The following is a 25,498-nucleotide window of genomic DNA, read 5'->3' on the forward strand; positions in this document are numbered from 1 at the left end:
TTCCATGATAAATTCTTTATATATTGCAAAAAGTGGTCTTTCAACTTCAAAATATTCAGTTGATGTAACATCTAATAATATTGCAAATGAAAATACAGAAGGTTATTTAAAAAGAGTTGTTAATACTTCTGAATTAGGAACATATGAAGATGATATAGGCAATGGAGTATCTTTTGATGGTGCAACGAGAACTACAGATGTTTATTTATATGATAAATTAGTTTCACAAAGTAGTTTGTCTTCTTATTATGATGAAAAAGATAGTATTTTAAGTAGTGTAGAAATTATATTTAGTGAGACAGAAACAAGTGGTTTTTCAACTACTTTAAGTAGTTTTTTTGATTCCTTAGAATCATTAAGAGGAGATTCCACAAACTTAATATATCAAAATGAATTAACTACTCAATCAGAATTAATGGTAAGTAGTTTGCAGTCACTAAATAATGATTTAGATGATACTCTTGACAGTCTAAATAGTCAATTAGAAGATGAAGTTGATAGTGTAAATAGTATTTTAGAGCAAATTGTTTATTTAAATAAACAGATGCAAAATAATGGAGAAACTGATGATTTACTTGATAAAAGAGATGCTTTAGAAAAAGAGTTATCAAATTACGTTGATATCAAAGTAAATAGGGATAGTTCAACTTATAATTTACAAATTGCAGGTGTTAACGTTATTTTTAATAATACAAATTTGCATGAAGTAACTATTCAAGAAGATAATATTGCTCAAAAAGATATTTATAATTCAACAGATTTAAATGATAGTAACTTTAATGATGGAGATGAAATATCAATAACATTAAATGGCACAACAACTTTGACTTTAAGTGCAAGCGTTAGTGGAGCAAGTGAAAATGAACTAAAACAACAAATTGTTAGTGCAATAAATTCAAATTCAGATTTTTCAGATTACACAGCTTATTTAGATACAAGTAATAATTTAATTATAAAATCTAATATTGAAGGTGAAGATGGTAAATTTAATATTGATATTTCAGTAGGTGGCACAGAAATATCAAAAAGTGAAAGTTCTATAAATGCAGAAGATAATATCTCTTTAACTGTTTATAACAACGAATTATCATTAACAAGTGGTTCTTTAAAAGCAATAACTCAAGAACTTACAACTTCAACTTCAAATATTTATTCATACAAAAATAGTTTGGATGATTTTGCTAAAGCATTGGTAGATTATACAAGTGAAAATAGTAGTGTAGCTTTATTCTCAGGAACAAGTGTAGAAACACTATCTTTTGAAAAAGATAATATAACTTCACTTACAAATGATGATTTAGAAAACTTAGCTCAATTACAATGGGATGAAAATTTAACTATTGGAAGTAGTTCAAATACTTCATTTAGCGAGTTTTATCAAAATTTATTAGTTACAGTTTCTGCAAATGTAGAAAATAATGCTTTTAAACTTGACTCTCAAAATGCAATCGTAAACTCTTTAGAAAGTACATATAACAATTTAACAAAAGTAGATTCTGATGAGGAGATGGTAAATCTTCTTAAATATCAAGCAGCATATGAAGCAAATGCAAAAATAATAACAGCAGTTGATGAAATGTTACAAACCTTATTAGCAATGTAAAGGATAAAAAATGGCAGATGGAATTTTAGGACTTGGAAGTTCGGGAAGTGTTGATTTAAGTTCAGATTTAATTACAAAATTAAAAACTGCAGAAAGTACAGCTGTTTTAGATCCAATAACAAATGAAATTGATGAAACTCAAGCTGAATTGGATGCTTTAGGTGAAATTCAAACTATGGTTCTAGAATTTTTGGATTTAGTTGATGATTTTGATTTATATACAAGTGGAACAAATGTTTTTGATGAAATAACAGCAACAACAACAGGTAGTTCGGCAAGTTTTGATGCAGCTGATACAAGTAATTTAAACCCTGGAACAATAAGTGTTAGTGTTAGTCAATTAGCTCAAAAAGATGTTTATCAATCAAATACTATTTCAGATATAACTTCTACTATGGATAGTGGAACAATTAGTATCACAATCGGAGATGAAACTTATGATTTTTCAACTGATGGAAAAACATACGAAGATTTAGTCTCTGAAATGAGTAATAAATCTAAATTAGATGTAACTTTAGAACAAGTTAGTGATAGTAGTTATAGAATGATTATTAAAAGTGCAGAAAGTGGTGAATCAAATGCAATTGAAATATCTCAAAGTGGTTTAGATTTAGGATTAGAAGATGAATCAAATCATGTATTAACAGCGCAAAATATGAAAGCTACAATAGATGGAGTTGATTATGATACTTCATCAAATAAAGTTACTATGCAAAGTGGATTAATTATAAAAGCTGTATCAACAGGTGATTCTTCAATTACAATGGAAAGAGATGATTCTACGATTGTTTCAACAATAGAAGATATTGCTTCAAAATATAATGATTTAGTTGATTTAGTAAATTCTTATATCTTAGGAGATGAAGATAATCCTGCAACAATTTCTGACTCAAGTACTTTAAAAACTATGATGAGTAGTATAAAAGAGATAATGTTTGGAAGTTATGGATTAGAAGATGAAGAGAGTTTATTTAAATATGGAATAACTTTTGATAGTAGTGGTTATATGCAAGTTGATAGTACAGAATTAGCTGATGCCGTAACAAATAATTATGATGATTTAAAAGAATTATTTGTTGGATATGCTGAAAAAGAAGGGATAGGGACAAGATTAAAAACTTATTTAGATTCACTTGATAGTTTAGATGGACTTTTAACAACTTTTGAAGATAAATTAAATAATCGAATAGATACATTAAATGAAGATTATGAAACAGCTTCTGATAAATTAGATGAAAAATATGAGCAAATGTCTGAACAATTTGCAGCATATACTGTTTTGATTACTCAGATGGAGACAGCTTTTTCATCTTTAAAACTTTTAATTGAAGGTGATAGTAGTGATTCATAAAATAATTTTGTTACCAATTATTTACTCTAAAGGAATAATATTTTAAAAAAAGGAGTATATTATGACAATTTCTTCATATAGTTCTATTGGTATGATGTCACCTGTTAGTAATATATCAAAAGATATAGTTACTCAAAATGATACAAATTCTGATTCTTCTTTAAGTATTGATGAATTAGGAATAAGTGAAGAACAATTCTCAACGTTAGATAGTGATGGTGATGGATTAGTTACACAAAATGAAATTGCAAGTGCAATTGATAATAAATTATCTTCTTTTGATGGGCAAATGCCTTCAAAAGAAGAGTTTGAAAGTCTTATTTCAGAACTAGGACTTCAAATGCCACAAGCTCCAACAAGCCAAGAAGCAAATGATTTTAGTTCTATGATAATGTCAAGTTATGATAGTGATGGAGATTCATTACTTAGTGCAAGTGAAGTTTCAATACTTAGTGAAGAAGAGTTTTCAGATTTAGACACAAATAGTGATGGTTCAATTTCAACTGATGAATTGTCAAGCGCTTATGAACAAGTTAATTCTTCATCTTCTCAATCTGTATCTTCAATGCCACCACCATCAGGTGGAGCAGGAGGTGGAAGTTCTTCTAGTAAGGAAGAAGAATATGATGAACTTGATACAAATAAAGATGGTATTGTTTCTGAAGAAGAAAAAAATGCAGCATTAGGAATTTCAACTGAAACAGTTGATAATTCTTCAATGAAAGAAACTATCAAATTATTGCTTGATACTATAAAATCAAATAGTTCTGATAGTTCAGAAAACTTAGATTTAAATAATTTTAAAAATATTATGAAAATGATGAATAATGAAACAAATAATAGTGACTTAAACAGTTACTTAAAAAATTCATCAACTTCAACTTCTACATTTAATTACGCTTAGGAATTCCTAAGCGTAATTAAAAAAAATCTCATATAATTATTCATTTTACAGTAATTACAAGGTTATACAAGGGTTATTTTTTTGAGAAAAGTACCCATTTTATCTTTTTTATGTTAGAATATATAAATTATTATTAAGGAGTATGTTATGAATACAAGTATTGTAGGAAGACACATAGAATTAACAGATGCAATTAAAGATTACATTAATAGTTCAGTAGAAGTATTTAAAAAATTTAATTTAGATATTATTTCTGTAAACTCAATTATTTCTCAAGACGAAAAATTAGGTAAAAAAGCTTTCTCATTTGAATTTACTTTAAATATTGCGCATTTAGATACAATAGTTGTAAAACAAAAAGATAAAGATTTATATTCTGCTATTGATATTGCTGTTGATAGAGTATCAAAAGTATTAAGAAGACATCATGATAAAATAGCAGCTCATAAAGCTACTAAATTAGCTGAAGTTGTAGCTAATGAAATTCAAGATAAAATAGCTTTAGAATTAGAGAAATTTGAAGATGAAATTACTCCTGTAAGATTAACATCTTATAAACCAATTGATATAGAAGAAGCTTTAGAAGATTTAAAAGCATCAGATTCAGCATTTAAAGTATTCTATGATAAAGATGATAATATGAGAGTTTTATATAAAAGCTCAGTTGAAGGAAAATTTGGGTTATATTAATAAAAACTCATATTTAGTTAAAAGGTATTAGCTAAAATGCTAATACCTTTTTTAATTTATAATATAAAGAAAATTAGGATTAAAAATACTTATGGATAAAACACTAAAAAAAATCGCACTAATTGGACAACCAAATGTGGGAAAATCTTCATTATTCAATAGAATTGCAAATAAAAGAATTGCAATTGTTTCTGATATGGCTGGAACAACAAGGGATATTAGAAAACATGAAATTGAAATATTGGATAGAAAAGCTTTAATGCTTGATACTGGTGGAATAGATGAAACAAATGATGCTATATTTTCAAATGTAAAAAGAAAAGCTATTGAGACGGCAAAAGAGGCTGATATAATACTTTTTATGGTTGATGGTAAAAATATACCAGATGATAAAGATAAAGAATTATTTTATGAGCTTCAACGACTAGGTAAAGAGTTAGCTTTAGTTGTAAATAAAATAGATAATGATAAAGAACTTGAAAGACTTTGGGAATTTTTTGAATTTGGAATAGGGGATGAAAATCTTTTTGGAATTTCTGTATCTCACAATAGAGGAACAAAAAATTTATTTGAATGGATTTATCAACATCTTCCTGTAAATCTTGAAACAGTAGCACGTGAAGAGGCTGAAGCTTTAAAAAAACAAAGAGAAAATGAATTTGATTTTGATGATGAAGAGGATTATTCAGAAGAAGAACAAGAAATTTCTCAACAAGAAATAATAAATAAAGAAGTTGATGAAAATAAAATCAATGTAGCAATTATAGGAAGAGTAAATGTAGGAAAATCTTCAATTCTAAATGCTATTATTGGGGAAGAAAGATCTGTTGTTTCTCCAATTGCAGGAACTACTATTGATCCTGTTGATGAATCTTTTGAATATAAAGAGAAAAAAATTACATTTGTTGATACAGCAGGACTTAGAAGAAGAGGAAGTATTGAAGGAATTGAAAAATATGCTTTAATGAGAACTAAAGATATGTTAGAAAAGGCAAATATGGCTTTAGTTATTTTAGATGCTTCAAGAGAACTTACTGATTTAGATGAAAAAATTGCTGGGCTTGTAGATGAATATGGGTTGGGAACAATTATCGTTTTAAATAAATGGGATGAGAATATGGATACTTTCCAAAAAATTGAAGAAGAAATTAGAAGAAGATTTAGATTTTTATCTTATGCACCAATTATCGCTGTTTCAGCAAAAACAGGAAGAAGTATAGAAAGATTAAAAGATAAAATTATTGAAATTCATAATAACTATACGCAAAGAATACCAACTTCTCAATTAAATAGAGTTATTGAAGAAGCAGTTATTAGACATTCACTTCCAAGTCCAAATGGAGCATATTTAAGAATTTATTATACAACTCAATTTGATACAAGACCACCTAGAATTGCTCTTGTTATGAATAAACCAAATCTTTTACACTTTACATATAAAAGATATTTGATTAATTATTTAAGAGAACAATTTAATTTTGAAGGGACTCCTATTCACGTAATTGCACGTGGTAAAAATGATAAAATGGGTGATGAAGAGTATTTAGAAAAAAGTTAAAAAAATTTTAGGAGTATTCCTTGAATAGAGTAAAAAATGATATTTTTGCTGGTATTACAGCAGCTGTAGTTGCTTTACCATTGGCTTTAGCTTTTGGTGTTGCAAGTGGTGCAGGAGCGATTGCAGGATTATATGGTGCCATAATATTAGGTTTTTTTGCTGCTTTATTTGGAGGAACTCCAACTCAAATATCAGGACCAACTGGTCCAATGACAGTTATTGTTGCCACAGCAATTGCAACTTTTCCAAATGATTTTCAAACTGTAATGACAATCGTTTTTTTAGCTGGACTTATGCAAATTTCTTTTGGAATAGTAGGAATTGGAAAATGGATAAAATATATTCCTTATCCTGTTATTTCAGGTTTTATGTGTGGAATAGGTGTTATTATAATTATTTTACAAATAAATCCTTTTTTAGGTGTTGAAGGATATAGTTCTATTGTTTATACATTAACACATCTTACTGATACACTAACAAAAGTAAATTATGAAGCTATATTAATTGCAACAATTACACTAGCAATAATGTTCTTAACACCTAAAAAAATATCAAAAATAATTCCTCCTGCTTTAATTGCCTTGGTATTAGTAACATTATTTTCAATCTTTTTCCATTTTAAAGTTATGATTATCGGAGAAATTCCTATGGGATTACCTCAATTTGTTTTACCAATATCATTTGATATTTTAAAATTAAGTACAATTTTAACTTTAGCTATTACTTTAGCTCTTTTAGGTTCTATTGATTCCCTTTTAACTTCTATAGTTGCAGATTCAAAAACAAAAACAAAACACGATTCTAAAAAAGAATTGATAGGACAAGGAATAGGAAATACTATTTGTTCTTTTTTTGGTGCAATTCCAGGAGCAGGTGCAACAATGAGAACTGTAATAAATATAAATAGTGGTGCGACTTCAAAATTATCTGGAATGGTTCACTCAGTTACTCTTTTATTAATAGTTTTATTTTTGGCTCCTCTTGCTTCGCAAATTCCACTTGCCGTATTATCTGGAATTTTGATAAAAGTAGGATTTGATATTTTAGATTATAAATTTTTAAAAGTAATAAATAAGGTATCAAAACAAGATTTAATTATAATGATAACAGTATTTTTGCTTACTGTTTTTGTAGATTTAATTATGGCAGTAGGTGTGGGAATTACAATTTCTTCAATTATAGCTGTATATCAAATTTCAAAAAATACACAAATGAAAACAGCTCACTCAAAAGTATCTTTTGATATTGATATAGAAAATCATGATATTGAAATTATAAAAGTTAATGGTTCTTTATTTTTTGGTACAGCTTCAGCTTTGGATACAAGATTAGAAAAAATAAAAAATAGTAAAAAGATTATCATTGATTGTAGAAATGTCTCTTTTTTAGATATTTCTGCGATTTTTACACTTGAGGATATAATTGAAAAATTTAAAAGTAAAGATTTAGAGATTATTTTAGTTCTTAAATATAGACATAAGAAAAAAGTTTTAGCGGTTGATAGTTTAAATGTATTCAAAAAAATAAGAATATATCATAATCTTGATGATGCAATAAATTATACACAAAAATATGAGTTAATATATGGCTAAAATTTATTTATTAAATAATCAAAAATACTCTGATGTTGAAAATTTAGAAGTTTTTCAAATAGAATATATAAAATCAAAAATTGATTTAAATAAATATGACGCCTTGATTTTTACATCAAAGAATGCAGTTTATTCTTTAGATTCATTTAACAAAGATTGGAAGAATATCCCTTCTTATGCAATAGCTTTAAAAACTGCAAATATCATAAAAAATTTGGGTGGTAAGATTTCGTTTATTGGTAATTCAGGACATGGGAATGATTTTGCACAAGAATTAATAGCTTTATTAAAAAACAAAAAAGTTTTATATATTAAAGCTTTAAAAACTGTATCTGATTTACCAAATATTTTAAGAAAAAATGAGATTCTTTTAGATGAACTAATAGCATATAAAACTTCATGTAAAAAATCAACTGCTATTTTGGAAGATAATTCTACATTTATTTTTACTTCACCTTCGAGTGTAGAATGCTTTTTTAAACAATATACTTGGAAAGATTCTTATAAAGCAATAGTTATTGGAAATACAACAGCAAAATTTCTACCTGAAAATGTTAAGTATGAAATTAGTTCTCTAACATCTATTGAAGAGTGTATAAATCTAGCGAAGCATTCCTTTTTTTAAACTCAAATTTAATCATATTTAGATAAAATAAGAGAATCTAAGTAGTTCGAGATTTCCATTGTTGTGGGTCCGAATAAATAATTTTCGCGGGCAGTTGTAGTCAAATGGTGTGCAGCGATTCATTGCGTTCTCGCTCCTGAAATTTGCACTTGCCTGCAATTTGTGGCTTATGTGGGCCATTTGATGGTTAACGGCTACTTGGGTAATCTTACCTAATTAAAAACATTACAAGGAATTATCGTGAATATATTGATACTAGGAAGTGGTGGTAGAGAATACTCTATTGGATTAGCAATATACAAAGAAAATGCTCATAATTTATATTTTATGCCAGGAAATGGTGCAACTGATAGATTGGGTACAAATATTAATATAAAAGATTATAATCAACTAGCAGTTTGGGCAAAAGATAATTCTATTGATTTAACAATTGTAGGACCAGAGGCTCCTTTAGTAGATGGTGTTGTTGATATATTTAAAGAAAATGGTTTAACAATTTTTGGACCAAGTGCAGCTGCTGCTCAACTTGAAGGTTCAAAAGTTTATATGAAAAATATACTTAAAAAGTATAACATACCAACAGCAGCATTTATAGAAACATCAAATGAAAAAGAGGCTTTTGATTTTATTGATACAATGAACGAACCAATTGTAGTAAAAGCAGATGGTTTATGTGCAGGTAAAGGTGTAATTATTGCACAAACAAAAGATGAAGCAAAAAAAGCTGCTTCTGAAATGTTAAGTGGAGTAGCTTTTGGTGACGCTGGAACATCTATTGTTGTAGAAGAGTATTTAGATGGTTATGAATTATCAGTATTTGCAATTTGTGATGGAGAAAACTATAAAGTATTACCAGCTGCTCAGGATCATAAAAGAGTAGGGGATGGAGATACAGGTCCAAATACTGGTGGAATGGGTGCTTATGCTCCAACACCACTTGTAAATGAAGATATTTATAAAAAAATTGAAGAAAGAGTGATAAAACCAACTTTAAAAGGTATGCAAAATGAAGGTGCACCTTTTGAAGGTGTACTATTTATTGGTGTTATGGTTGTAAAAGGTGAACCAATTATTTTAGAGTATAATGTAAGATTTGGTGATCCAGAATGTGAGATTTTAATGCCATTATTAGCAACTCCTGTATCTGAATTATTTTATAAAGGTGCGACTAAACAACTTGATAAATTAGATATTAAAATAAAAGATGAATTTGGAGTTGGTGTTGTAATGGCAAGTGGAAATTATCCATATGGTTCTAGTACACCTGCTGAAATTATAGTTGATGAAATAGTTGATGAAGATTTACTTCAAAATTCTCATATCTCTTTTGCTGGTGTTGAAAAAATTGATGATAAATTAATGGCAACTGGTGGAAGAGTACTTGTTTGCGTTGGCTTTGGTAAATCAATAAAAGAAGCAAGAGATAGAGCTTATGCTTTATGCGGTCAAGTGCATTTTGCAGGCAAAAAATGTAGATCTGATATTGCTTATCAAGCTTTAAAGTAAAAATATATGCAAGACAATACAAACAATCTTCAATTAGCTTCAATGCGTTCTCGTGCATTTGCGTTTGTAATTGATGATTTATTAGTTACAATTATTATAATGGTGATTTTTTGGGAAAATATCCTTGCTGTTAGTCAAAATATGGATGCAATGATGTATTTGATGAAAACAGATTTAGTTATGCCATTAATCATACTAAAAATAATCTATCAAACTTTTTTTGTTTGGTATTATGGTGCAACAGTAGGAAAAATAGTGGCAAAAATTAGAGTTATTGATGCAAATTCTTGGGGAAGAGTATCTTTCTTTTCATCTTTCTTAAGAGCAGTAGGAAGAATTTTTTCAGAAATGTTTTTTTATGTAGGGTTTTTAGTGGGGTTTTTCAACGATGGAAGAAGAACTTTTCATGATATTACTGGTAAAACGTTGGTAGTAAATGTATAAGAAAATTTTAATTTCACTACTACTAAGTACCTCATTATTAACAGCTCAAGAAATAAATAATGAAAAATTCCAATTAATTGCGAAAAATATAGATTCAAAAGAAAATATAATAACAGCAGTTGGAAGTGTTGTTATTTATTCTCCTACTTATTATTTAAGTGCTGATAAAATTATCTATGACAAAGAAAAAGAAACTTTTGAACTTTTTGATAATGTTCTAATTATAAAAGACAATAATATTCAAACCCAAAGTAATCATGCTTTTGTTGATTTAAAAAATGAACTATCCAATCAAAGTCCTATGTTTTTATATGAGAATACTAACAATATTTGGATGAATACTAAAGAATCAAATAAAGAAAAAGAGATTATTCAATTAGATAGTTCTATTATCTCATCTTGTGATTGTTTAGACCCTGCTTGGAGTATTAGAGCATCAAGTGCAGATTATGATACAGAAGCTAAATGGATAAATGCTTATAATCCAAGATTATATATAAAAGATGTTCCAGTTTTTTATAGTCCTTATTTTGGATTTCCAACTGATAAAACAAGAAGAACAGGATTATTATTTCCTACTTTAGGTTATTCAAGAGAAGAAGGAGTTTATTACTCTCAACCAATATATTTTGCACCTGCACAAAATTATGATTTAGAATTTGTTCCTCAAATTAGAACTTTTAGAGGAAAAGGTGGATATTTATATTATAGATATGCAGATTCACCTGATTCTATGTTAAATGTAAAAGGTGGTTTATTCAGAGAAGATGGTGATTATAGAGAAGAAAATTCATTAGATCATCAAGAACATTTTGGTTTAAATGTTGATTATAGTAGAAAAAATATTTTTGCTAATCAAAATACAGAAGATGGATTATTTACTTCTATAAAATATCTAAATGATGTTGAATATATAACTTTAGAGGATGATGAACAAAGTATTTCAACAGATAAAAAAGTTGAATCTAAGATAAATTATTTTTATAATACTCCTGATTATTATATGGGAACTTATGCAAGATATTATATAGACACATCTGAAAAATCAAACTCAAATACGTTACAAGAATTACCTCAAGTACATTTTCATTCATATAATAAAGAAGTATTTATTGATAATCTATTATATTCAATTGATACAAAAGTTATGAATTATACTAGACCTGAAGGTTTAACAGCTAATGTTTATGAAATAAGTGTTCCTATTAGTTATAGTAAATATTTCCTTGATGATTATTTGTATTTAACTGTTGAAAATAAAACTATTATTAGTAAATATGATTATGACAATTTTACAAATAATGATTATGAAGATGGAAATTTAATACAAAATAGAACATCAATTTTAGTTGGAAGTGATTTAATTAAACCTTATGAAAACTATTTACATACTATGAATTTAAGTGCAGAATATGTAATTCCAAAGAATCTAAAAGAGGAGGGATATTTATATGGAATTACAATTAAAAAAGTTGAAAAACCAATAACAGATGAAGAAAAATTAAATAATTTAAAGTATAACACATTAAAAGCATTTCCAATAACTCAAGAAGAAAAAAATATTAATTTGACATTGAATCAATCTTTATATGGGAAAAACAGTTTAAAACAATTAATCAATCATAAAATGTCTCAATCTATACTTTATGATGAAGTAGATAATCCAAAATTTGAAGATTTTGAAAACTACGTAAAAGTAAATCATGATTTCGGATCTATTTCTGGAAGAGTAGTTTATAATATGGATGATAATACTTTTGTTGAAAATAGTATATCTAATACTCTATCTTATGAAGATTTTTCTTTAACAGCAGGTTATTATAAATCGAAAAAAACAGATAATACTTTTAACGATAGAGATGATTTAGAATCATATAGATTTAATACTTCTTATAAAATATCGAAAGACTACAAAATAACTTATTATGAAAATTATAATATTTTAGAAAAAACAAGAAATAAACAAGGTATAAGTTTTAATATAAATGATAATTGTTGGAATTTAGATTTAAAATATGAAAAAGAAGTAATTCCAGAAACTCGATATAATGATTTAACAAGTAAATATGATTCAAAAGAACAAGAAATAATTTTTGTTAATTTAATATTAAAACCATTAGGTGGAATAAAACAAAAATATAAAATGGAAAATGACAACTAATGAATTCTGATAAAATATATTTCAAAAATAGAGAAGTAGCAGCTTATAGATTATTAGATGTTTTACCTATTGATAGTATGAAATTAGAAGATTGGACTGTAATTTCTAGTTCATATGGTGGATTTATAATTGCAAAAATTATTGCAAAAACTTTAAATAGTAAATGTGATATGATGTTTTCAGGAAAAATTTATGCTCCAAATAATGAAGATTGTGAAATTGCAGTTGTTACAGAGCATGAAGAGGTATTAATACATGAGGAGTTAGTAAAATCGTTTGATATAAGTTTAGATTATGTGTATTCTAAATCTAAGCAAGTTTTTGAAGAGTCTATTAAACATAGAATTAATAGATTTAGACAAGGTGAGAAAATTGAAAAATTAGAAAATAAAAATGTTTTAATTGTTGATGAAGGTATAAATACAGGTCTTACAATGATGGCTTGTATAAAAACTGCAATTAATTTAAAAGCAAAATCTATTTCAGTGGCAACTCCAATTTTACCAACAGCTAGTATTCCGACCATAGAATCAATTGCAGATGATTTATATTTCATAAAAAAATTGGATCATTTTGTTGAAATTGATTTTTATTATGATAGTTTAGAAGATGTTAGTTTTGAAGAATTAGAAAAAATAAATAAAGGATAAAAAATAATGGCAACAGTTTGTGAATTTGATTTAAATGGAAAACAAGAGGTTTTCGAATTTGAGAAAGTAGCGAAACAAGCAAATGGCGCAGTTTTAGCGAAAATAGGGAATGCTGTAGTTTTAGCTACAGTTGTAAGTGAATTTGATAATCCTGTAAGTGAAGATTTTACTCCTTTAACTGTTCAATATATTGAAAAAACTTATGCAGCTGCTAAATTACCAGGTGGTTTTATAAAAAGAGAAGGTAAACCAAGTGATTTTGAAACTTTAACATCAAGAGTGATTGATAGAAGTTTAAGACCTCTTTTTCCTAAAGGATATGTTTATCCTACAACAATCACAGTAATGGTATTAAGTGCAGATAAAGATGTTGATTTACAAACATTATCATTAAATGCAGCAAATGCAGCTTTATATACTTCTAATTTACCAATAAAAAAGTCAGTTTGTGGAGTAAGAGTAGGAAAAATTGAAAATGAATTAGTTATTAATCCAACATCAGAACAATTAGAAAATTCTACTTTAGATTTATATGTAGCTGGTTCTAAAGATGAATTATTAATGATAGAAATGAAAACTATATCGTCAAGTGAATTAGTTGAAATTGATATAGAAGCATTTACAAAAATTCATAATACAAATGAAATGGATGAAGAGAGTTTAGTTGAAGCTATTTCTTTTGCGCAAAATGCTTTAAAAGAGTCAAATTTAACTTATGAAAAAGCTTTTGAAGAAGTATGCAAAGAAAAAGTAGAAGTAGAGTTAATCAAATTTACAATTGATGAATCAGTTATAAATTATGTAAGAGATAATTTTTCAAATGAAATAAAAGAGGCAATTAAAAAATTAGCAAAAAGTGAAAGAGCTACTCAGCTTAAAGATGTTGCCAAAATGATATCTTCAAATGAATATTGTTCTACAAACGAATTAGATTTTACTACTATTTATGAAGCCGTTTCTATTGTAAAAAGAGAAATTGTAAGAAATATGATTGTAAGCGATAAAGTAAGAGCTGATGGAAGAGGTTTAAAAGATGTAAGACCAATTACAATTGAAACTAATATTTTACCATCAACTCACTCTTCTTGTTTATTTACAAGAGGTGAAACACAAGCACTAGTTATAGGTACAATTGCAGGACCTAAAGATGGACAAATGTATGAAGTTTTAACTGATAAATCAACTTCAATGGAAAGATTTATGGTACATTATAATTTTCCAGGTTTTTCTGTTGGTGAAGCAAAACCTATGTTTGGTGTTGGCAGACGTGAATTAGGACATGGAAATTTAGCAAAAAAAGCATTGGAAGCAACAATTGATGATGATTATACAGAAACAATAAGATTAGTTTCTGAAATTTTAGAATCAAATGGTTCTTCATCAATGGCAACTGTTTGTGGTGGTTCATTAGCACTAAAAGCAGCAGGTGTACCTATCTCTGATTTAGTTGCAGGTGTTGCAATGGGTATGGTTGTTGAAGGAGATAATTATTCAGTATTAACTGACATTATGGGATTAGAAGATCATGATGGTGATATGGATTTTAAAGTAGCAGGAACGAATAAAGGAATTACTGCTTTACAAATGGATATTAAATTAGGTGGAATTGAATTATCAGTATTAAAAGAAGCATTACTTCAAGCAAAAGAAGGTCGAGTTCATATTTTATCTTTAATGAATGAAGCTGCTAAAGATATCGTTCCAAGTGAAGCTTTACCATTAGTAGAACAATTTGCAATTGATCCAAGTAAAATAATGGTAATTATTGGAAAAGCAGGTGCAACTATAAAAGAAATAATTGAAAAATTCACTGTTTCAATTGATTTAGATAGAGATAGTGGAACAGTAAAAGTTAGTGGAGGAAATAAACAAAATGTTCTTGATGCTTGTGAACATATAAAAACAATCTCAAATAATGCTCCTGCAAGAAAAGACGCTCCAAAAAATGTTGATTTTGAAAAATTATACGCTGTTGATGAAGTTGTAACTGGAAAAGTAGAAAGAGTAGTTGATTTTGGTGCATTTATTCTTTTACCAAAAGGTGGAGAAGGTCTTTTACATATTTCAAAAATTTCTAAAGAGAGAGTAAATAATGTTTCAGATGTTTTATCTGTTGGTCAAGAAATAGAAGTAAAAGTTTTAAAAGTAAAAAAAGATAGAATAGAATTATCTTCAAATTAATCCTTAAAAAAGGATTAATTTATATCTACATATCCCTACAAAATAACGATTTTACCAATTTATCAGACAATAATAAAAAATTATAATAAATTCTAATCCTAAATTAATATTTCTTACGTTAGTATAGTAAAAATAATTTTTTATAAGCAAACTTAAGGGGTTCTAATATGGCTAAGCTTTTAATAGTAGATGATTCTACAATGCTAAGAGATATGCTAAACTATGCATTAAATGAGGGTGGTTATACTGATGTAACTGAAGCCGTTGATGGAGTTGATGGTTTAGCAAAAGCAAAAGCTGCAGATTTTGATTTAATAATTACAGATGTTAATATGCCAAATATGGATGGGTTAACATTAATAGGTGAATTAAGAAAAATATCACAATATTCAAAAAAACCTATTTTAGTACTTACAACAGAAAGAAGTGATGAGATGAAGGCGAAAGGTAAAGCTGCAGGAGCTACTGGTTGGATTGTAAAACCATTTGTACCAGATCAGTTATTAAAAGCAGTAAATATAGTGTTAAGTAGATAATAAAGGAGCTTTCATGTCGTTTGATATTTCTAAATATAGGGAAATGTTTCTTGAAGAAGCTGAAGAACTTTTTGAATCAGCGGATAATGTTCTTTTAGAAGCTGAAAATAATGGTACTTTAACTGATGAAGAAATGGGGCAGTTATTTCGAGATGTACATACTTTAAAAGGTAGTGGTGCTTCTGTAGAATTAGCTTTATTTGCTGAATTTACTCATGATGTTGAAAACTTGATGGATAAATTAAGAAATCATAAAATTGAATTTATTCCAGAAATGGCTGAAACATTAATAGATGGTCTTGATGTAATGAAAGAGATTTTGGACCTTGAGGTTGCAGATAAATTAGATAGAGATACTTTTACTGAAATGACTAGTTCATTATTAGAAGAAATAAGAGCTTATTCTAACGGTGGAAATGTTGCAAAAAAAGAAGTAGAACAACCTGTTGTTGAAAAAATTGAAAAACCTAAAGAAGAACCTATAAAAGTAAAAGAAGAAGTTGTTGTTGATAGCGATAATTTTGGTTTTTTTGATGATGATTTAAATGAGCAAAGAGATAATAAAAATAAACCTTATGGAATTTTTGCAGATGATGAAATTGATGAAGAACATGAAAATATAGGTTTCTATGATGATGATTTAGAAACAATTTCAAAAAATACAAAAGATAGTGATTTCAAAATATCAAATGAAGATAAAGATAATTTTGGATTTTTTGATGAAATGCCTGAACTGACACCTTCAGCAGTGATGCAGACAAATGATATTGAAGAAAAAGTAATAGCTGAATCTGAAATTGAAAAAACAAAACCTGCACAAAACAATACTCCTGTAGTTAGAAAACAAAAAACTGCTTCAGAAGATAATGAAGAAGCAACAACTAAAAAATCTGTTTCTAATAATAACAACAGTATTAGAGTAAATCTAGATAAAATTGATTTATTAATGAATAATGTTGGAGATTTAGTTATAACTAATGCAATGTTAACACAATTTTCATCAACAATTGAAGAATCAAAAACAAGAAATTCTGTATTAGAAAGACTTGAGTTACTTGAAAGACATATAAGAGATATGCAAGATTCAATTATGAGTATTAGAATGGTTCCTATGGATTCAATTTACTCAAAATTCCCAAAAGTTGTAAGAGATATTTCTAAAAAACTTGGTAAAAAAGTTGAATTTAAACATTATGGAGATAATGTTGAAATTGACAAAGCTATGAGTGAAGGATTAACAGATCCTTTAATGCATATTATTAGAAATTCTTTAGACCATGGAATAGAAACTCCAAGTGAAAGAGAACTAACAGGAAAGCCTGAAGTTGGATCAATAAGTATTTCAGCAGAGCAAGCAAATGGACAAATGATTATTACTATTGAAGATGATGGTAAGGGAATTAACTCAGAAAAAGTTGCACAAAAAGCTCTTGAGCAAGGTCAAATTGATGAAAATCAATATAATTCAATGACTGAAAATGAAAAAGCTTTATTAATTTTTGGAGCAGGTGTTTCAACAGCAGATCAGATAACAGATATTTCAGGTCGTGGTGTTGGAATGGATGTTGTTAAAACAAATATTCATAAACTAGGTGGAGCAATTAAACTTGATACTCATTTAGGAGAGGGAACAACTATTACTATTATGTTACCGTTAACTCTTGCAATTCTAGATGGTTTAGATATAAGAGTTGGAAATCAAAAATATATTTTACCTTTAAGTTCAATTGTAGAATCTTTACAACCAACTTCAGATATGATTAAAAAAATTGGAGATGGAACACAAGATTTATTAATGTTACGAGAAGAATTTATTCCTGTTGTAAAATTACATCAATTGTTTAGTTTGGAAAAAAGTTTTGATAAATTAGAAGATGGTATGTTAATTGTTGTTAAATCTGGTAATACTAAAGTAGCTTTATCAATAGATGAGTTTTTAAATCAACATCAAGTTGTTGTTAAACCTTTAGATAAAAACTTTAGAAGTGTTCAAGGAATTGGTGCTGCAACTGTAAGAGGTGATGGAAGTATTGGTTTAATTTTAGATGTAGTTGGAATAATCAATGCCCAAATTAAAATTGAGAAAGATATGAACTTAGCAAAAAGGGCTTCATAAAATATATGGCTTATACGACGCAAGATGTTCATAATAAAGTAAAAAAACTTCTTTATTCTTTAACAGGTATTACTCTTTCAGAGAATAAAGATATTATGATTTCAAATAGAATTGATAAATTAAAAAGAAATTGTAGATATTCTGGTGATATTATGGATTTATTAAATTCTATTGAAGAAGGAAATAATGTAACAGAATTTATTAATTCTTTTACTACAAATAAAACTCATTTTTTTAGAGAAGATTTTCATTTTGTAGATTTGAAAGATAGGATTCTTCCCAATTTTGCTACTAGTGGCAATAAAATAAATATGTATTGTTCTGCTTCTTCTACAGGAGAAGAACCTTATTCTATGGCAATGACTGTTTTTAAAGCAATGGAAGATTTAGGAAAACATATTAACGCATCTATTATTGCAACAGATATTGATACAAGTGTATTACAATACGCTGCAAATGGAATATATAGATATTCAAAATCATCAAAAGAGTTTCCTTCTTGGATTAAACCTCAAAAGTATTTTAAAAGAAGAGTTCAAAAAAATCTTTCAGGAGAAGAAATTCTTATAAAAGTAAATGATGAACTAAAAAAGATGATAACTTTTCATGTTATGAATTTAAGTAGTTCATCTTATCCTTTTTCTAAAAATCAATTTGATGTGATTTTTTGTAGAAATGTATTGATATATTTTTCTGCTGAAGACCAAAATATAATATTAAAAAAACTATTTAGTCATTTAAAAATAGGTGGAACTTTATATCTAGGACATTCAGAAAATCCTCAAGATTTAGTTCCCTTTGTTAAAAGAGTAGGACAAAATATTTTTGTAAAGGAAAAGGAAATTATATGATTGTAATAGGTCATAAAGATGGAAGCATTGAAAAAACTTCTGCTGTTCGATATACACAAAAAACTAAAGGATATTTAACTCATACTGTTATTGGTGGAGAATTTGCTGTTGGAAGTGATACAGATCAAATAGCTTTTAAAACTTTACTTGGTTCTTGTGTAGCTATTATGTTTTATGACAAAAATACAAAAATAAAAGGGATGAATCATTTTTTATTACCAAAAACAAATAATACAAATGATGATATGAAATATGGTCTATATTCAGTTGAAGCTATGTTAAATGAAATGTATAAATTAGGTTGTAGTAAAGGAAATATGGTTGCAAAAATATCAGGTGGTGCAGATATAATGCAAATAAATATGTCTAATCAATCGATTGGATTTAGAAATGTTGAATTTGCTAAAGATTTTTGTAAATCAGAAGGTTTTAAATTAATAAGTGAACATACACGTGGAGAACATGGAAGGTTAATATTATTAGCAAATGATTTTGAAACTTTTATTAAAGTAACTCAAAAATCTGAAACAGATAGTAAAATTTTGTCAGAAGAAAAATATTTACAACAAGAAATTACAAAAGCACCTGTTATCAAAGAATATGTTGGTGGAGTTGATTTATTTGGTATTGATACTAAAGAAGTTGAACCTCAAATGGAAATTGAACTTTTCTAAAATAAAGTAGGGTGGAAAGATAAGTGTATACTGTTTTAGTTATAGATGATTCGCCATCAATGCGAAGAATTATAAAAGATATGATAAATTCTATTGAAGAGTTTGAAGTTATTGGTGTAGCAACTGATGCATATGATGCAAGAGAAAAAATAAAAGAGTATGAACCTGATTTAGTAACAATAGATATTAATATGCCTAAAATGGATGGTGTTACATTCTTAAGAAATTTAATGAGATTACATCCAATGCCTGCTGTTGTTATTTCAGGTGAAAGTGTTAGAGGTAATGATATTTTTGATGATGGAGCAGTGGGTTTTATACCAAAACCTGATACTGGTGAATCAATGATTTCATTTCAACATAGAATAAAAGATACTCTTTTAAATTTAACATTTTTATTAAAAAGATATACTTTAAAAAAACCACCTGCTTTAAAAAAGAATTATAAGCCAACTATAAATGTGGAATATAAAGTACATCCAGATGAAGTGATTCCTCTTAGAGCTTCAACTTTTCCAGGAATGAAATTAATTGCAATTGGTTCATCAACAGGTGGAGTAGAGTCTTTATTAAAAGTTTTTAAACGATTACCTGGAGATTTACCTCCAATATTAATAACTCAACATATACCTTATGGATTTTCAAACTCTTTTGCACAAAGATTAAATGATAATTCTGAAGTTAATGTTTGTGAAGCAAAAGATGGAATGATTTTAGAAAGAGGGCATGGATATTTAGCTCCTGGAAATATGCATCTTACTATTGAAAAATATGCTAATGAATATAGAACTAAGTTATTAGATACAAAAAAAGTAAGTCAACATAAACCAAGTGTTGATGTTTTATTTAGATCAGTAAATAATGCTGTTGGTGGTGCTGCAATGGCTGTTATGATGACTGGAATGGGTGATGATGGAACAATTGCCATGAAAGAATTGCATGATAATGGTGCATATACAGTTGCACAAAATGAAGAGAGTTGTGTAGTTTTTGGAATGCCTATGAAAGCAATTCAAGCAGGAGCTGTAAAAGATATCGTTCATTTAGATGAAATTGCAGATTACATTATAGATTTTTCTAAAGGAAAAAAGAGGTAATGTCTTTTAAATGTTTATAAACATAATTGATTGCACTGAAAAATCAGATAAAAATATTGAAGATATAATAAGCTTTCTCATAAATTATTTTGATTCTTTAAATATAAAAAATGAAAGAATAAGATTTAAAGATTTCAAAATTGTTACATGTACACAATGTAGATGTTGCACTTTAATAAAAAGTGATAATCCTACAAAATGTGTTATAAAAGATGATATGAATGATTTACTTGATAAAATTGAAGAAGCTACGGCATTTGTAATTGTAGCTGATAGAAATGATTTATTTAATAGAAATAAGTTATTTGAAAAAGTTGAAAGTAGGTTAATCGCATATCATTATTGGCCATATGGACAAGCTCATTCAACTCCAAGAAAAACAATTTTGGATAAAACTTCTATTTTAATAAATTATAATACAACAAAATATTTTATGAATCATAGTTTTTACATGGCAAGAATGTATATGGAAGAAGCATCAGTTTCTATTGGAGCAAAAGTATTAGACTGGCAAGTAATTATTCCTACAAATGATTTAATTAAAGATTATGCTAAAAGATTAAAAGAAATGGCAGATAAATTAGTCAATAACTCATAATAGATATTCTAAATTTATTTTAGTTTGAAAATTATAGTTTTCAATACTAAAATAAATTTATCTTCTGATATAATACTTTCATTAAATATTAATTGATTAGGATTAAGATGAGATACGATTTAGATTTTAAGAATAGTTTTAATGATACATTTTTATTTTGGATTGAAAGATTTGTTAGAAATAAACTTACAACACTATCAAACAGACAAGTTACAGATAAAGAAAAATTAGCTTCTATAATTCAACAATTAGTAAAAGGAACTAAATCTATTGATGAATTAGCTACTATTGTCAAAGAAGCTAGAAATATTGGGTTAGCTGGTGTTAATACATATTTTAATCCTCTATTTAAATTATACAATTTTATTATAACTCTTGGACTTGCTTCAATGAGAGAAATAGATGAAGAATTACTTAGTGATTTTTTAGCAAGTGAAACTAGCTCATTATCTGATGCCTCTAAAAAAAACCATAGAATAGCCCTATTATCACTATTTTCATATATAGATAAGCAAAATCAAAATGAAGATGGAAGTTCATATTTATTTAAAATTGAATTAAAAAATTGGGGAGGTTTAAGTGGAAAAAGTGGCACAAAACTACCCTCTTTTATGAATAAAGATGAAATTGATAGATTTTTAAATGCAATTGATACTTTTGAGTTTTCAGATAATACTTCTTATCGAAATAGATTAATATTAAAAATTATAATTTATACTGGAATTAGGGTTAGTGAAATACTAAATTTGAAAATCAAAGATATGTTTAAAGAAGATAATGTTTATTTACTTCAAATTAGAGGTAAAGGTAATAAACCAAGAGTTGTAATGATAAAAAGCTCAATTATTGAAACTGATTTAAAAAATTGGTTAGATATGCGAGTTTGTAATAGTGATTTGTTAGTTTGTAATCAAAAAGGTGACAGATTAACGCAAGCTTATATAAGTAGAATTGTTGAAAATATCTTAATAAGTGCTGGAATTAGAAAAGAAAAAAATGGTGCACATATGTTAAGGCACAGTTTTGCAACCCTACTTTATGCAAAACATCATGATTTAATACTTGTTCAAGAAGCTTTAGGTCATGCAGATATTAATACTTCTAGAATTTATACACACTTTGATAAAGAAAGATTACGTAAAACTACAGAGATATTTTAAATAATATTTCTGTAATATAAATAAATATTTAATTTAAGAGAAAGGATGAAAGAATGGAAGCTTTAATAATTGTAGCTCATGGTAGTAAAATGAAAAGTTCAAATGATGAAATCGTAACAATTGTAGAAAAAATTAAAGAGTCAAATGAAAACACAAATCTTCATGTTTTTCATGCTTTTCTAGAATCAACAGATCCTTCTTTATTTATATCAATAAATAATGCAATAAGTAAAAAATGTAAAAAAATTAAGATTTTTCCTTATTTCTTAGCTGCAGGAAAACATGTAACTGAAGATATTCCTTGTGAAATAAAAAAATTCAAAAAACAATATCCTGAATTAGAGTTTATTTTATTACCCCATATTGGTTTATGTAATGGCATTGAAAATATGATAATTTCAAACTCTTGATTACCAAAGAGTTTGAGTATTATCATCTAAGTTTGATTCTGTAACTTCTAAATAAATATTTTTATCATAATCAATATATATATTGTATTCTCCTATAGAAACACTCTCTTCTACATCCCTTTTATTAAAATATACATTATCATTATTGTAATTATAAAAATTTGATAAATGATATTCTACTAATGATGGAGCCATATTATCTATTGTTGTTTCCAATGAATAAAAATTATTGACTCCAAATAAATTAAATAAAGAATCTTTATCTACACTAATAATCATAAATAAATAATTCTTTGATTAATGATTAAAACCATTTAATAAAGAAGCCATTCTATTTAAATCAATTTTATTACTATTTGATTCTTCTTTTACTTCTTCTTTTTGTAATACATTTTCAAAAGAGTTAGGGTTTGTATTTAAAATATTTGGTTCTTCTTTTACTTCTTCCTCTTCTTTCTTATCTTCAACTTTTGTTGTATTAGAAGAATTATTATTTATATTGCTTGTAGTATCAATTTTTCTATTTAAAATACTTTCAATTTTACCTAACATAGAACTAATATTTGATTTATCTTCTTGTGTATGATTTTTAAACTCATCAACATTTTTCTCTAAATCTTCTTTTGCTGCCTCTAGGTCTAGTACTTCATCTTCTAATTCCGTAATTCTACTTTTTAAATTATTATTTTCTTCTTGAAGTTCTTCATATGCCTTAATTAGAGTACTTAAAGCATTATTTAGTTTTGAAATTGTTTCTGCGTTTGTCATGGTTATTAAATCCTCATTGATATATATTATTAAAAGCCGTATTATTACAAAATTTAGCTAATAATTCCATCAATTTTTAATAAAGAATCAACACTTGGTTCTCTTTGTGCAAAATTGAAAAATAATTTATCCATATCATACGAACCACCTTGGCTTAAAATCGTATCTCTATATTTAATTCCTAACTCTTTATTGAAGATATTTCCTGAATCAATAAACATATAAAATGCATCTGCACTTAAAACTTCTGCCCATTTATATGAGTAATATCCAGCAGAATATCCTCCACTAAAGATATGAGAAAAACCATTTTGGAATTTATTATATTTTGGAGGTATCATTGCTGAGAATTTTTCTCTTACAGAATCCAATAAATTTTGTATCCCTTCTTCAGTTTTGTATAATTTTTGATGTAGTTTAAAATCAAACAATGCAAATTCAACTTGTCTTACAGTTGCTAAAGAAGATTGAAAATTTTTAGCTTTTATAATTCTATTTATAGCTGCATCATCTAAAACTTCTCCTGTTTGATAATGTTTTGCAAAAAGTTTTAAAACATCTTTATCATAAGAGAAATATTCTAAGAATTGTGATGGAAATTCTACTGTATCCCAAGCAACACCAGAAATTCCACTAACAAATGGCTCTTCAATTTTACTTAAGAGGTGATGTAAAGCATGACCCATTTCATGGAAAAGTGTTACAACATCTGAATGTCTTAATAAAGATGGTGTTTCTTCTGTAGATTGTGGGAAGTTTCCTACAATATAAGCTGTTGGAAGTTTTATTTCACCATTTGAGTTTCTATGGTATGTATGCCAATTATTCATCCATGCACCACCACGCTTCTCTTTTCTAGCTTCTAAATCTATATAAATTCTAGCAACTGTTTTTCCATCTTCGCTTAAGTCATATACTTTTACTTTTTCATCCCAAGCAGGAGTATTTGCTTTTGTAAATTTAATATTAAACATTTGATGTAAAAAATCAAAAAATCCATTTAAAACTGATTGTTGTTCAAAATATGGTCTATAATATTCTTCATCTAAATCATATTGAGCTTTTTTTAATTTCTCAGAATAATATGACATATCACTAGATCTAAAATCTGTTATTCCATCTTTTAAAGCAAGAGCTTTTATCTCTTCAAGTTCTTCTTTAGCTTTGTTTTTAGCTTTGCTCCCTAATTCTTCTAAAAATGAAACAACATCTTCTTCTTTTGAAGCCATTTTTGTAGCAAGTGAATATTGAGCATAGTTTTCAAAACCTAAAATTTTTACTTTTTCATCTTTTAAAGCTAAAAGTTCTTCTATTATTTTTCCATTTTCTGGTGCTCTTGTACAATAAGCTTTATAAATCTCTTCTCTTTTTTCTCTAGAAGTTCCATAAGTAATATATGCTAAATATGATGGCATTTGAAGTGTAAATTTATATTTTGTAATTCCCTCTTCTTCAAATTTTGCTAATTCTAAGTCAGAAGCTGGGATTTCTTTTACATCTTCAAAATTATCAATAATCATTTCAAAAGATTTTGTAGCATTTAAAAGGTTTTGCGAAAACTTATGAGATAGTTCACTAAGTCTTAAACTTATCTCTTCAAGTCTTTTCTTTTTGTCATTTTCAAGATGACAACCTGAAAGTTTAAAGTCTCTTATTTCATTTTCTAAAACTTTATTCTGTATATTATTTAAAGAGCTTTTTTCTTTAGACTGTATATCTTTAAAAGATAGATATATATTTTCATTTTGAGAAATTTCAGTTTCATATTTTGAGATAACTGGAATACACTCTTCATAAACTTTTGTAGTTATTTCTGAGTTTTTAACAGAATCAATATGAAAGATTGGAGTTAAAAAATCATTTATACTCTCCCCTATTTCTTGAAAAGGTAAAACAAAATTTTTATAAGTTTTATTTTCTATTTTTAATAACTCATCAACTTTTTTTCTATTTTCATCTAAAAACTTTTCTAATAATTCTTTACTATTTTCTAAATTACTTAAATCAAATTCTTTAAACATTT

At 27.0% G+C, this 25,498-nt stretch carries 23 protein-coding genes; 20 read left to right on the forward strand and 3 right to left on the reverse strand.

Annotation, left to right across the window (positions count from 1 at the left end):
- Positions 1 to 4: 4 nt before the first annotated feature.
- The 20 genes from ABLL_RS07650 to ABLL_RS07745 all read left to right on the forward strand — a co-directional run bounded on the left by ABLL_RS07650 (position 5) and on the right by ABLL_RS07745 (position 22,707).
- A complete protein-coding gene (locus ABLL_RS07650; protein WP_014474217.1) occupies positions 5 to 1,603 on the forward strand; it encodes a flagellar hook-associated protein FlgK in 1,599 nt (532 codons plus the stop codon).
- A 10-nt stretch (positions 1,604 to 1,613) separates the two neighbouring features.
- Positions 1,614 to 2,954 (forward strand): flagellar filament capping protein FliD, encoded by a 1,341-nt coding sequence (gene fliD / locus ABLL_RS07655; protein WP_014474218.1) that lies wholly within the window; start codon positions 1,614 to 1,616, stop codon positions 2,952 to 2,954.
- A 61-nt stretch (positions 2,955 to 3,015) separates the two neighbouring features.
- Entirely contained in the window at positions 3,016 to 3,858 is an 843-nt protein-coding gene (locus ABLL_RS07660) for an EF-hand domain-containing protein (protein ID WP_014474219.1), read from the forward strand.
- Positions 3,859 to 4,005: 147 nt separating this feature from the next.
- On the forward strand, positions 4,006 to 4,548 hold the full coding sequence (hpf, locus tag ABLL_RS07665; protein ID WP_014474220.1) for a ribosome hibernation-promoting factor, HPF/YfiA family: 543 nt from the start codon (positions 4,006 to 4,008) through the stop codon (positions 4,546 to 4,548).
- 91 nt (positions 4,549 to 4,639) lie between these two features.
- The gene (gene der, locus ABLL_RS07670) at positions 4,640 to 6,106 is read left to right on the forward strand and encodes a ribosome biogenesis GTPase Der (RefSeq protein ID WP_014474221.1); all 1,467 of its coding nucleotides are present in this window, start codon (positions 4,640 to 4,642) and stop codon (positions 6,104 to 6,106) included.
- 20 nt (positions 6,107 to 6,126) lie between these two features.
- Positions 6,127 to 7,698, forward strand: a complete 1,572-nt coding sequence (locus ABLL_RS07675) for a SulP family inorganic anion transporter (RefSeq protein ID WP_014474222.1) — start codon at positions 6,127 to 6,129, stop codon at positions 7,696 to 7,698.
- The gene (locus ABLL_RS07680; protein WP_014474223.1) at positions 7,691 to 8,323 is read left to right on the forward strand and encodes a uroporphyrinogen-III synthase; all 633 of its coding nucleotides are present in this window, start codon (positions 7,691 to 7,693) and stop codon (positions 8,321 to 8,323) included. Before ABLL_RS07675 ends, ABLL_RS07680 begins: the two co-directional genes overlap by 8 nt.
- A gap of 240 nt (positions 8,324 to 8,563) precedes the next feature.
- The gene (gene purD, locus ABLL_RS07685; RefSeq protein WP_014474224.1) at positions 8,564 to 9,829 is read left to right on the forward strand and encodes a phosphoribosylamine--glycine ligase; all 1,266 of its coding nucleotides are present in this window, start codon (positions 8,564 to 8,566) and stop codon (positions 9,827 to 9,829) included.
- 6 nt (positions 9,830 to 9,835) lie between these two features.
- Positions 9,836 to 10,273 (forward strand): RDD family protein, encoded by a 438-nt coding sequence (locus ABLL_RS07690; RefSeq protein ID WP_014474225.1) that lies wholly within the window; start codon positions 9,836 to 9,838, stop codon positions 10,271 to 10,273.
- Entirely contained in the window at positions 10,266 to 12,434 is a 2,169-nt protein-coding gene (locus tag ABLL_RS07695; RefSeq protein ID WP_014474226.1) for an LPS-assembly protein LptD, read from the forward strand. Before ABLL_RS07690 ends, ABLL_RS07695 begins: the two co-directional genes overlap by 8 nt.
- Positions 12,434 to 13,084: a phosphoribosyltransferase gene (locus ABLL_RS07700; protein ID WP_014474227.1), complete on the forward strand. Its 651-nt coding sequence runs from the start codon at positions 12,434 to 12,436 to the stop codon at positions 13,082 to 13,084. Before ABLL_RS07695 ends, ABLL_RS07700 begins: the two co-directional genes overlap by 1 nt.
- A 6-nt stretch (positions 13,085 to 13,090) precedes the next feature.
- Entirely contained in the window at positions 13,091 to 15,265 is a 2,175-nt protein-coding gene (locus ABLL_RS07705; protein ID WP_014474228.1) for a polyribonucleotide nucleotidyltransferase, read from the forward strand.
- A gap of 167 nt (positions 15,266 to 15,432) precedes the next feature.
- Positions 15,433 to 15,801, forward strand: a complete 369-nt coding sequence (locus ABLL_RS07710; RefSeq protein WP_014474229.1) for a response regulator — start codon at positions 15,433 to 15,435, stop codon at positions 15,799 to 15,801.
- Between the two features lie 13 nt (positions 15,802 to 15,814).
- Entirely contained in the window at positions 15,815 to 17,917 is a 2,103-nt protein-coding gene (locus ABLL_RS07715; RefSeq protein ID WP_014474230.1) for a chemotaxis protein CheA, read from the forward strand.
- 5 nt (positions 17,918 to 17,922) lie between these two features.
- Complete coding sequence (locus ABLL_RS07720) at positions 17,923 to 18,768, forward strand: protein-glutamate O-methyltransferase CheR (protein ID WP_014474231.1); 846 nt, start codon at positions 17,923 to 17,925, stop codon at positions 18,766 to 18,768.
- Positions 18,765 to 19,442: a chemotaxis protein CheD gene (locus ABLL_RS07725; RefSeq protein ID WP_014474232.1), complete on the forward strand. Its 678-nt coding sequence runs from the start codon at positions 18,765 to 18,767 to the stop codon at positions 19,440 to 19,442. Before ABLL_RS07720 ends, ABLL_RS07725 begins: the two co-directional genes overlap by 4 nt.
- A 23-nt stretch (positions 19,443 to 19,465) precedes the next feature.
- Positions 19,466 to 20,539: a chemotaxis response regulator protein-glutamate methylesterase gene (locus ABLL_RS07730; protein WP_014474233.1), complete on the forward strand. Its 1,074-nt coding sequence runs from the start codon at positions 19,466 to 19,468 to the stop codon at positions 20,537 to 20,539.
- Between the two features lie 10 nt (positions 20,540 to 20,549).
- A complete protein-coding gene (locus ABLL_RS07735; RefSeq protein WP_014474234.1) occupies positions 20,550 to 21,137 on the forward strand; it encodes a flavodoxin family protein in 588 nt (195 codons plus the stop codon).
- A gap of 107 nt (positions 21,138 to 21,244) precedes the next feature.
- The gene (locus ABLL_RS07740) at positions 21,245 to 22,297 is read left to right on the forward strand and encodes a tyrosine-type recombinase/integrase (RefSeq protein ID WP_014474235.1); all 1,053 of its coding nucleotides are present in this window, start codon (positions 21,245 to 21,247) and stop codon (positions 22,295 to 22,297) included.
- Between the two features lie 53 nt (positions 22,298 to 22,350).
- Positions 22,351 to 22,707: a sirohydrochlorin chelatase gene (locus ABLL_RS07745; RefSeq protein ID WP_014474236.1), complete on the forward strand. Its 357-nt coding sequence runs from the start codon at positions 22,351 to 22,353 to the stop codon at positions 22,705 to 22,707.
- Here the strand turns inward: ABLL_RS07745 and ABLL_RS07750 are convergent, their stop codons facing one another.
- Genes ABLL_RS07750 through ABLL_RS07760 form a run of 3 tightly spaced genes read right to left on the reverse strand, consistent with a single transcriptional unit; the run spans position 22,708 to position 25,496 of the window.
- Entirely contained in the window at positions 22,708 to 22,986 is a 279-nt protein-coding gene (locus tag ABLL_RS07750) for a hypothetical protein (RefSeq protein ID WP_014474237.1), read from the reverse strand.
- An 18-nt stretch (positions 22,987 to 23,004) separates the two neighbouring features.
- On the reverse strand, positions 23,005 to 23,475 hold the full coding sequence (locus ABLL_RS07755) for a hypothetical protein (protein WP_014474238.1): 471 nt from the start codon (positions 23,473 to 23,475) through the stop codon (positions 23,005 to 23,007).
- Positions 23,476 to 23,528: 53 nt separating this feature from the next.
- Positions 23,529 to 25,496, reverse strand: coding sequence for a M3 family metallopeptidase (locus ABLL_RS07760; RefSeq protein ID WP_014474239.1), 1,968 nt, complete (start codon positions 25,494 to 25,496; stop codon positions 23,529 to 23,531).
- Positions 25,497 to 25,498: the final 2 nt, after the last annotated feature.

The sequence above is a fragment of the Arcobacter sp. L genome (assembly GCF_000284235.1).
Classification (GTDB): Bacteria; Campylobacterota; Campylobacteria; order Campylobacterales; family Arcobacteraceae; genus Aliarcobacter; species Aliarcobacter defluvii.

Bases quoted from the DNA above. Each gene is read 5' to 3' on its own strand.
- ABLL_RS07650 (WP_014474217.1), top strand. From the start codon at position 5: ATGATAAATTCTTTATATATTGCAAAAAGTGGTCTTTCAACTTCAAAA.
- fliD (WP_014474218.1), top strand. From the start codon at position 1,614: ATGGCAGATGGAATTTTAGGACTTGGAAGTTCGGGAAGTGTTGATTTA.
- ABLL_RS07660 (WP_014474219.1), top strand. From the start codon at position 3,016: ATGACAATTTCTTCATATAGTTCTATTGGTATGATGTCACCTGTTAGT.
- hpf (WP_014474220.1), top strand. From the start codon at position 4,006: ATGAATACAAGTATTGTAGGAAGACACATAGAATTAACAGATGCAATT.
- der (WP_014474221.1), top strand. From the start codon at position 4,640: ATGGATAAAACACTAAAAAAAATCGCACTAATTGGACAACCAAATGTG.
- ABLL_RS07680 (WP_014474223.1), top strand. From the start codon at position 7,691: ATGGCTAAAATTTATTTATTAAATAATCAAAAATACTCTGATGTTGAA.
- ABLL_RS07690 (WP_014474225.1), top strand. From the start codon at position 9,836: ATGCAAGACAATACAAACAATCTTCAATTAGCTTCAATGCGTTCTCGT.
- ABLL_RS07695 (WP_014474226.1), top strand. From the start codon at position 10,266: ATGTATAAGAAAATTTTAATTTCACTACTACTAAGTACCTCATTATTA.
- ABLL_RS07700 (WP_014474227.1), top strand. From the start codon at position 12,434: ATGAATTCTGATAAAATATATTTCAAAAATAGAGAAGTAGCAGCTTAT.
- ABLL_RS07705 (WP_014474228.1), top strand. From the start codon at position 13,091: ATGGCAACAGTTTGTGAATTTGATTTAAATGGAAAACAAGAGGTTTTC.
- ABLL_RS07710 (WP_014474229.1), top strand. From the start codon at position 15,433: ATGGCTAAGCTTTTAATAGTAGATGATTCTACAATGCTAAGAGATATG.
- ABLL_RS07715 (WP_014474230.1), top strand. From the start codon at position 15,815: ATGTCGTTTGATATTTCTAAATATAGGGAAATGTTTCTTGAAGAAGCT.
- ABLL_RS07720 (WP_014474231.1), top strand. From the start codon at position 17,923: ATGGCTTATACGACGCAAGATGTTCATAATAAAGTAAAAAAACTTCTT.
- ABLL_RS07725 (WP_014474232.1), top strand. From the start codon at position 18,765: ATGATTGTAATAGGTCATAAAGATGGAAGCATTGAAAAAACTTCTGCT.
- ABLL_RS07735 (WP_014474234.1), top strand. From the start codon at position 20,550: ATGTTTATAAACATAATTGATTGCACTGAAAAATCAGATAAAAATATT.
- ABLL_RS07740 (WP_014474235.1), top strand. From the start codon at position 21,245: ATGAGATACGATTTAGATTTTAAGAATAGTTTTAATGATACATTTTTA.
- ABLL_RS07745 (WP_014474236.1), top strand. From the start codon at position 22,351: ATGGAAGCTTTAATAATTGTAGCTCATGGTAGTAAAATGAAAAGTTCA.
- ABLL_RS07750 (WP_014474237.1), bottom strand. From the start codon at position 22,986: ATGATTATTAGTGTAGATAAAGATTCTTTATTTAATTTATTTGGAGTC.
- ABLL_RS07755 (WP_014474238.1), bottom strand. From the start codon at position 23,475: ATGACAAACGCAGAAACAATTTCAAAACTAAATAATGCTTTAAGTACT.
- ABLL_RS07760 (WP_014474239.1), bottom strand. From the start codon at position 25,496: ATGTTTAAAGAATTTGATTTAAGTAATTTAGAAAATAGTAAAGAATTA.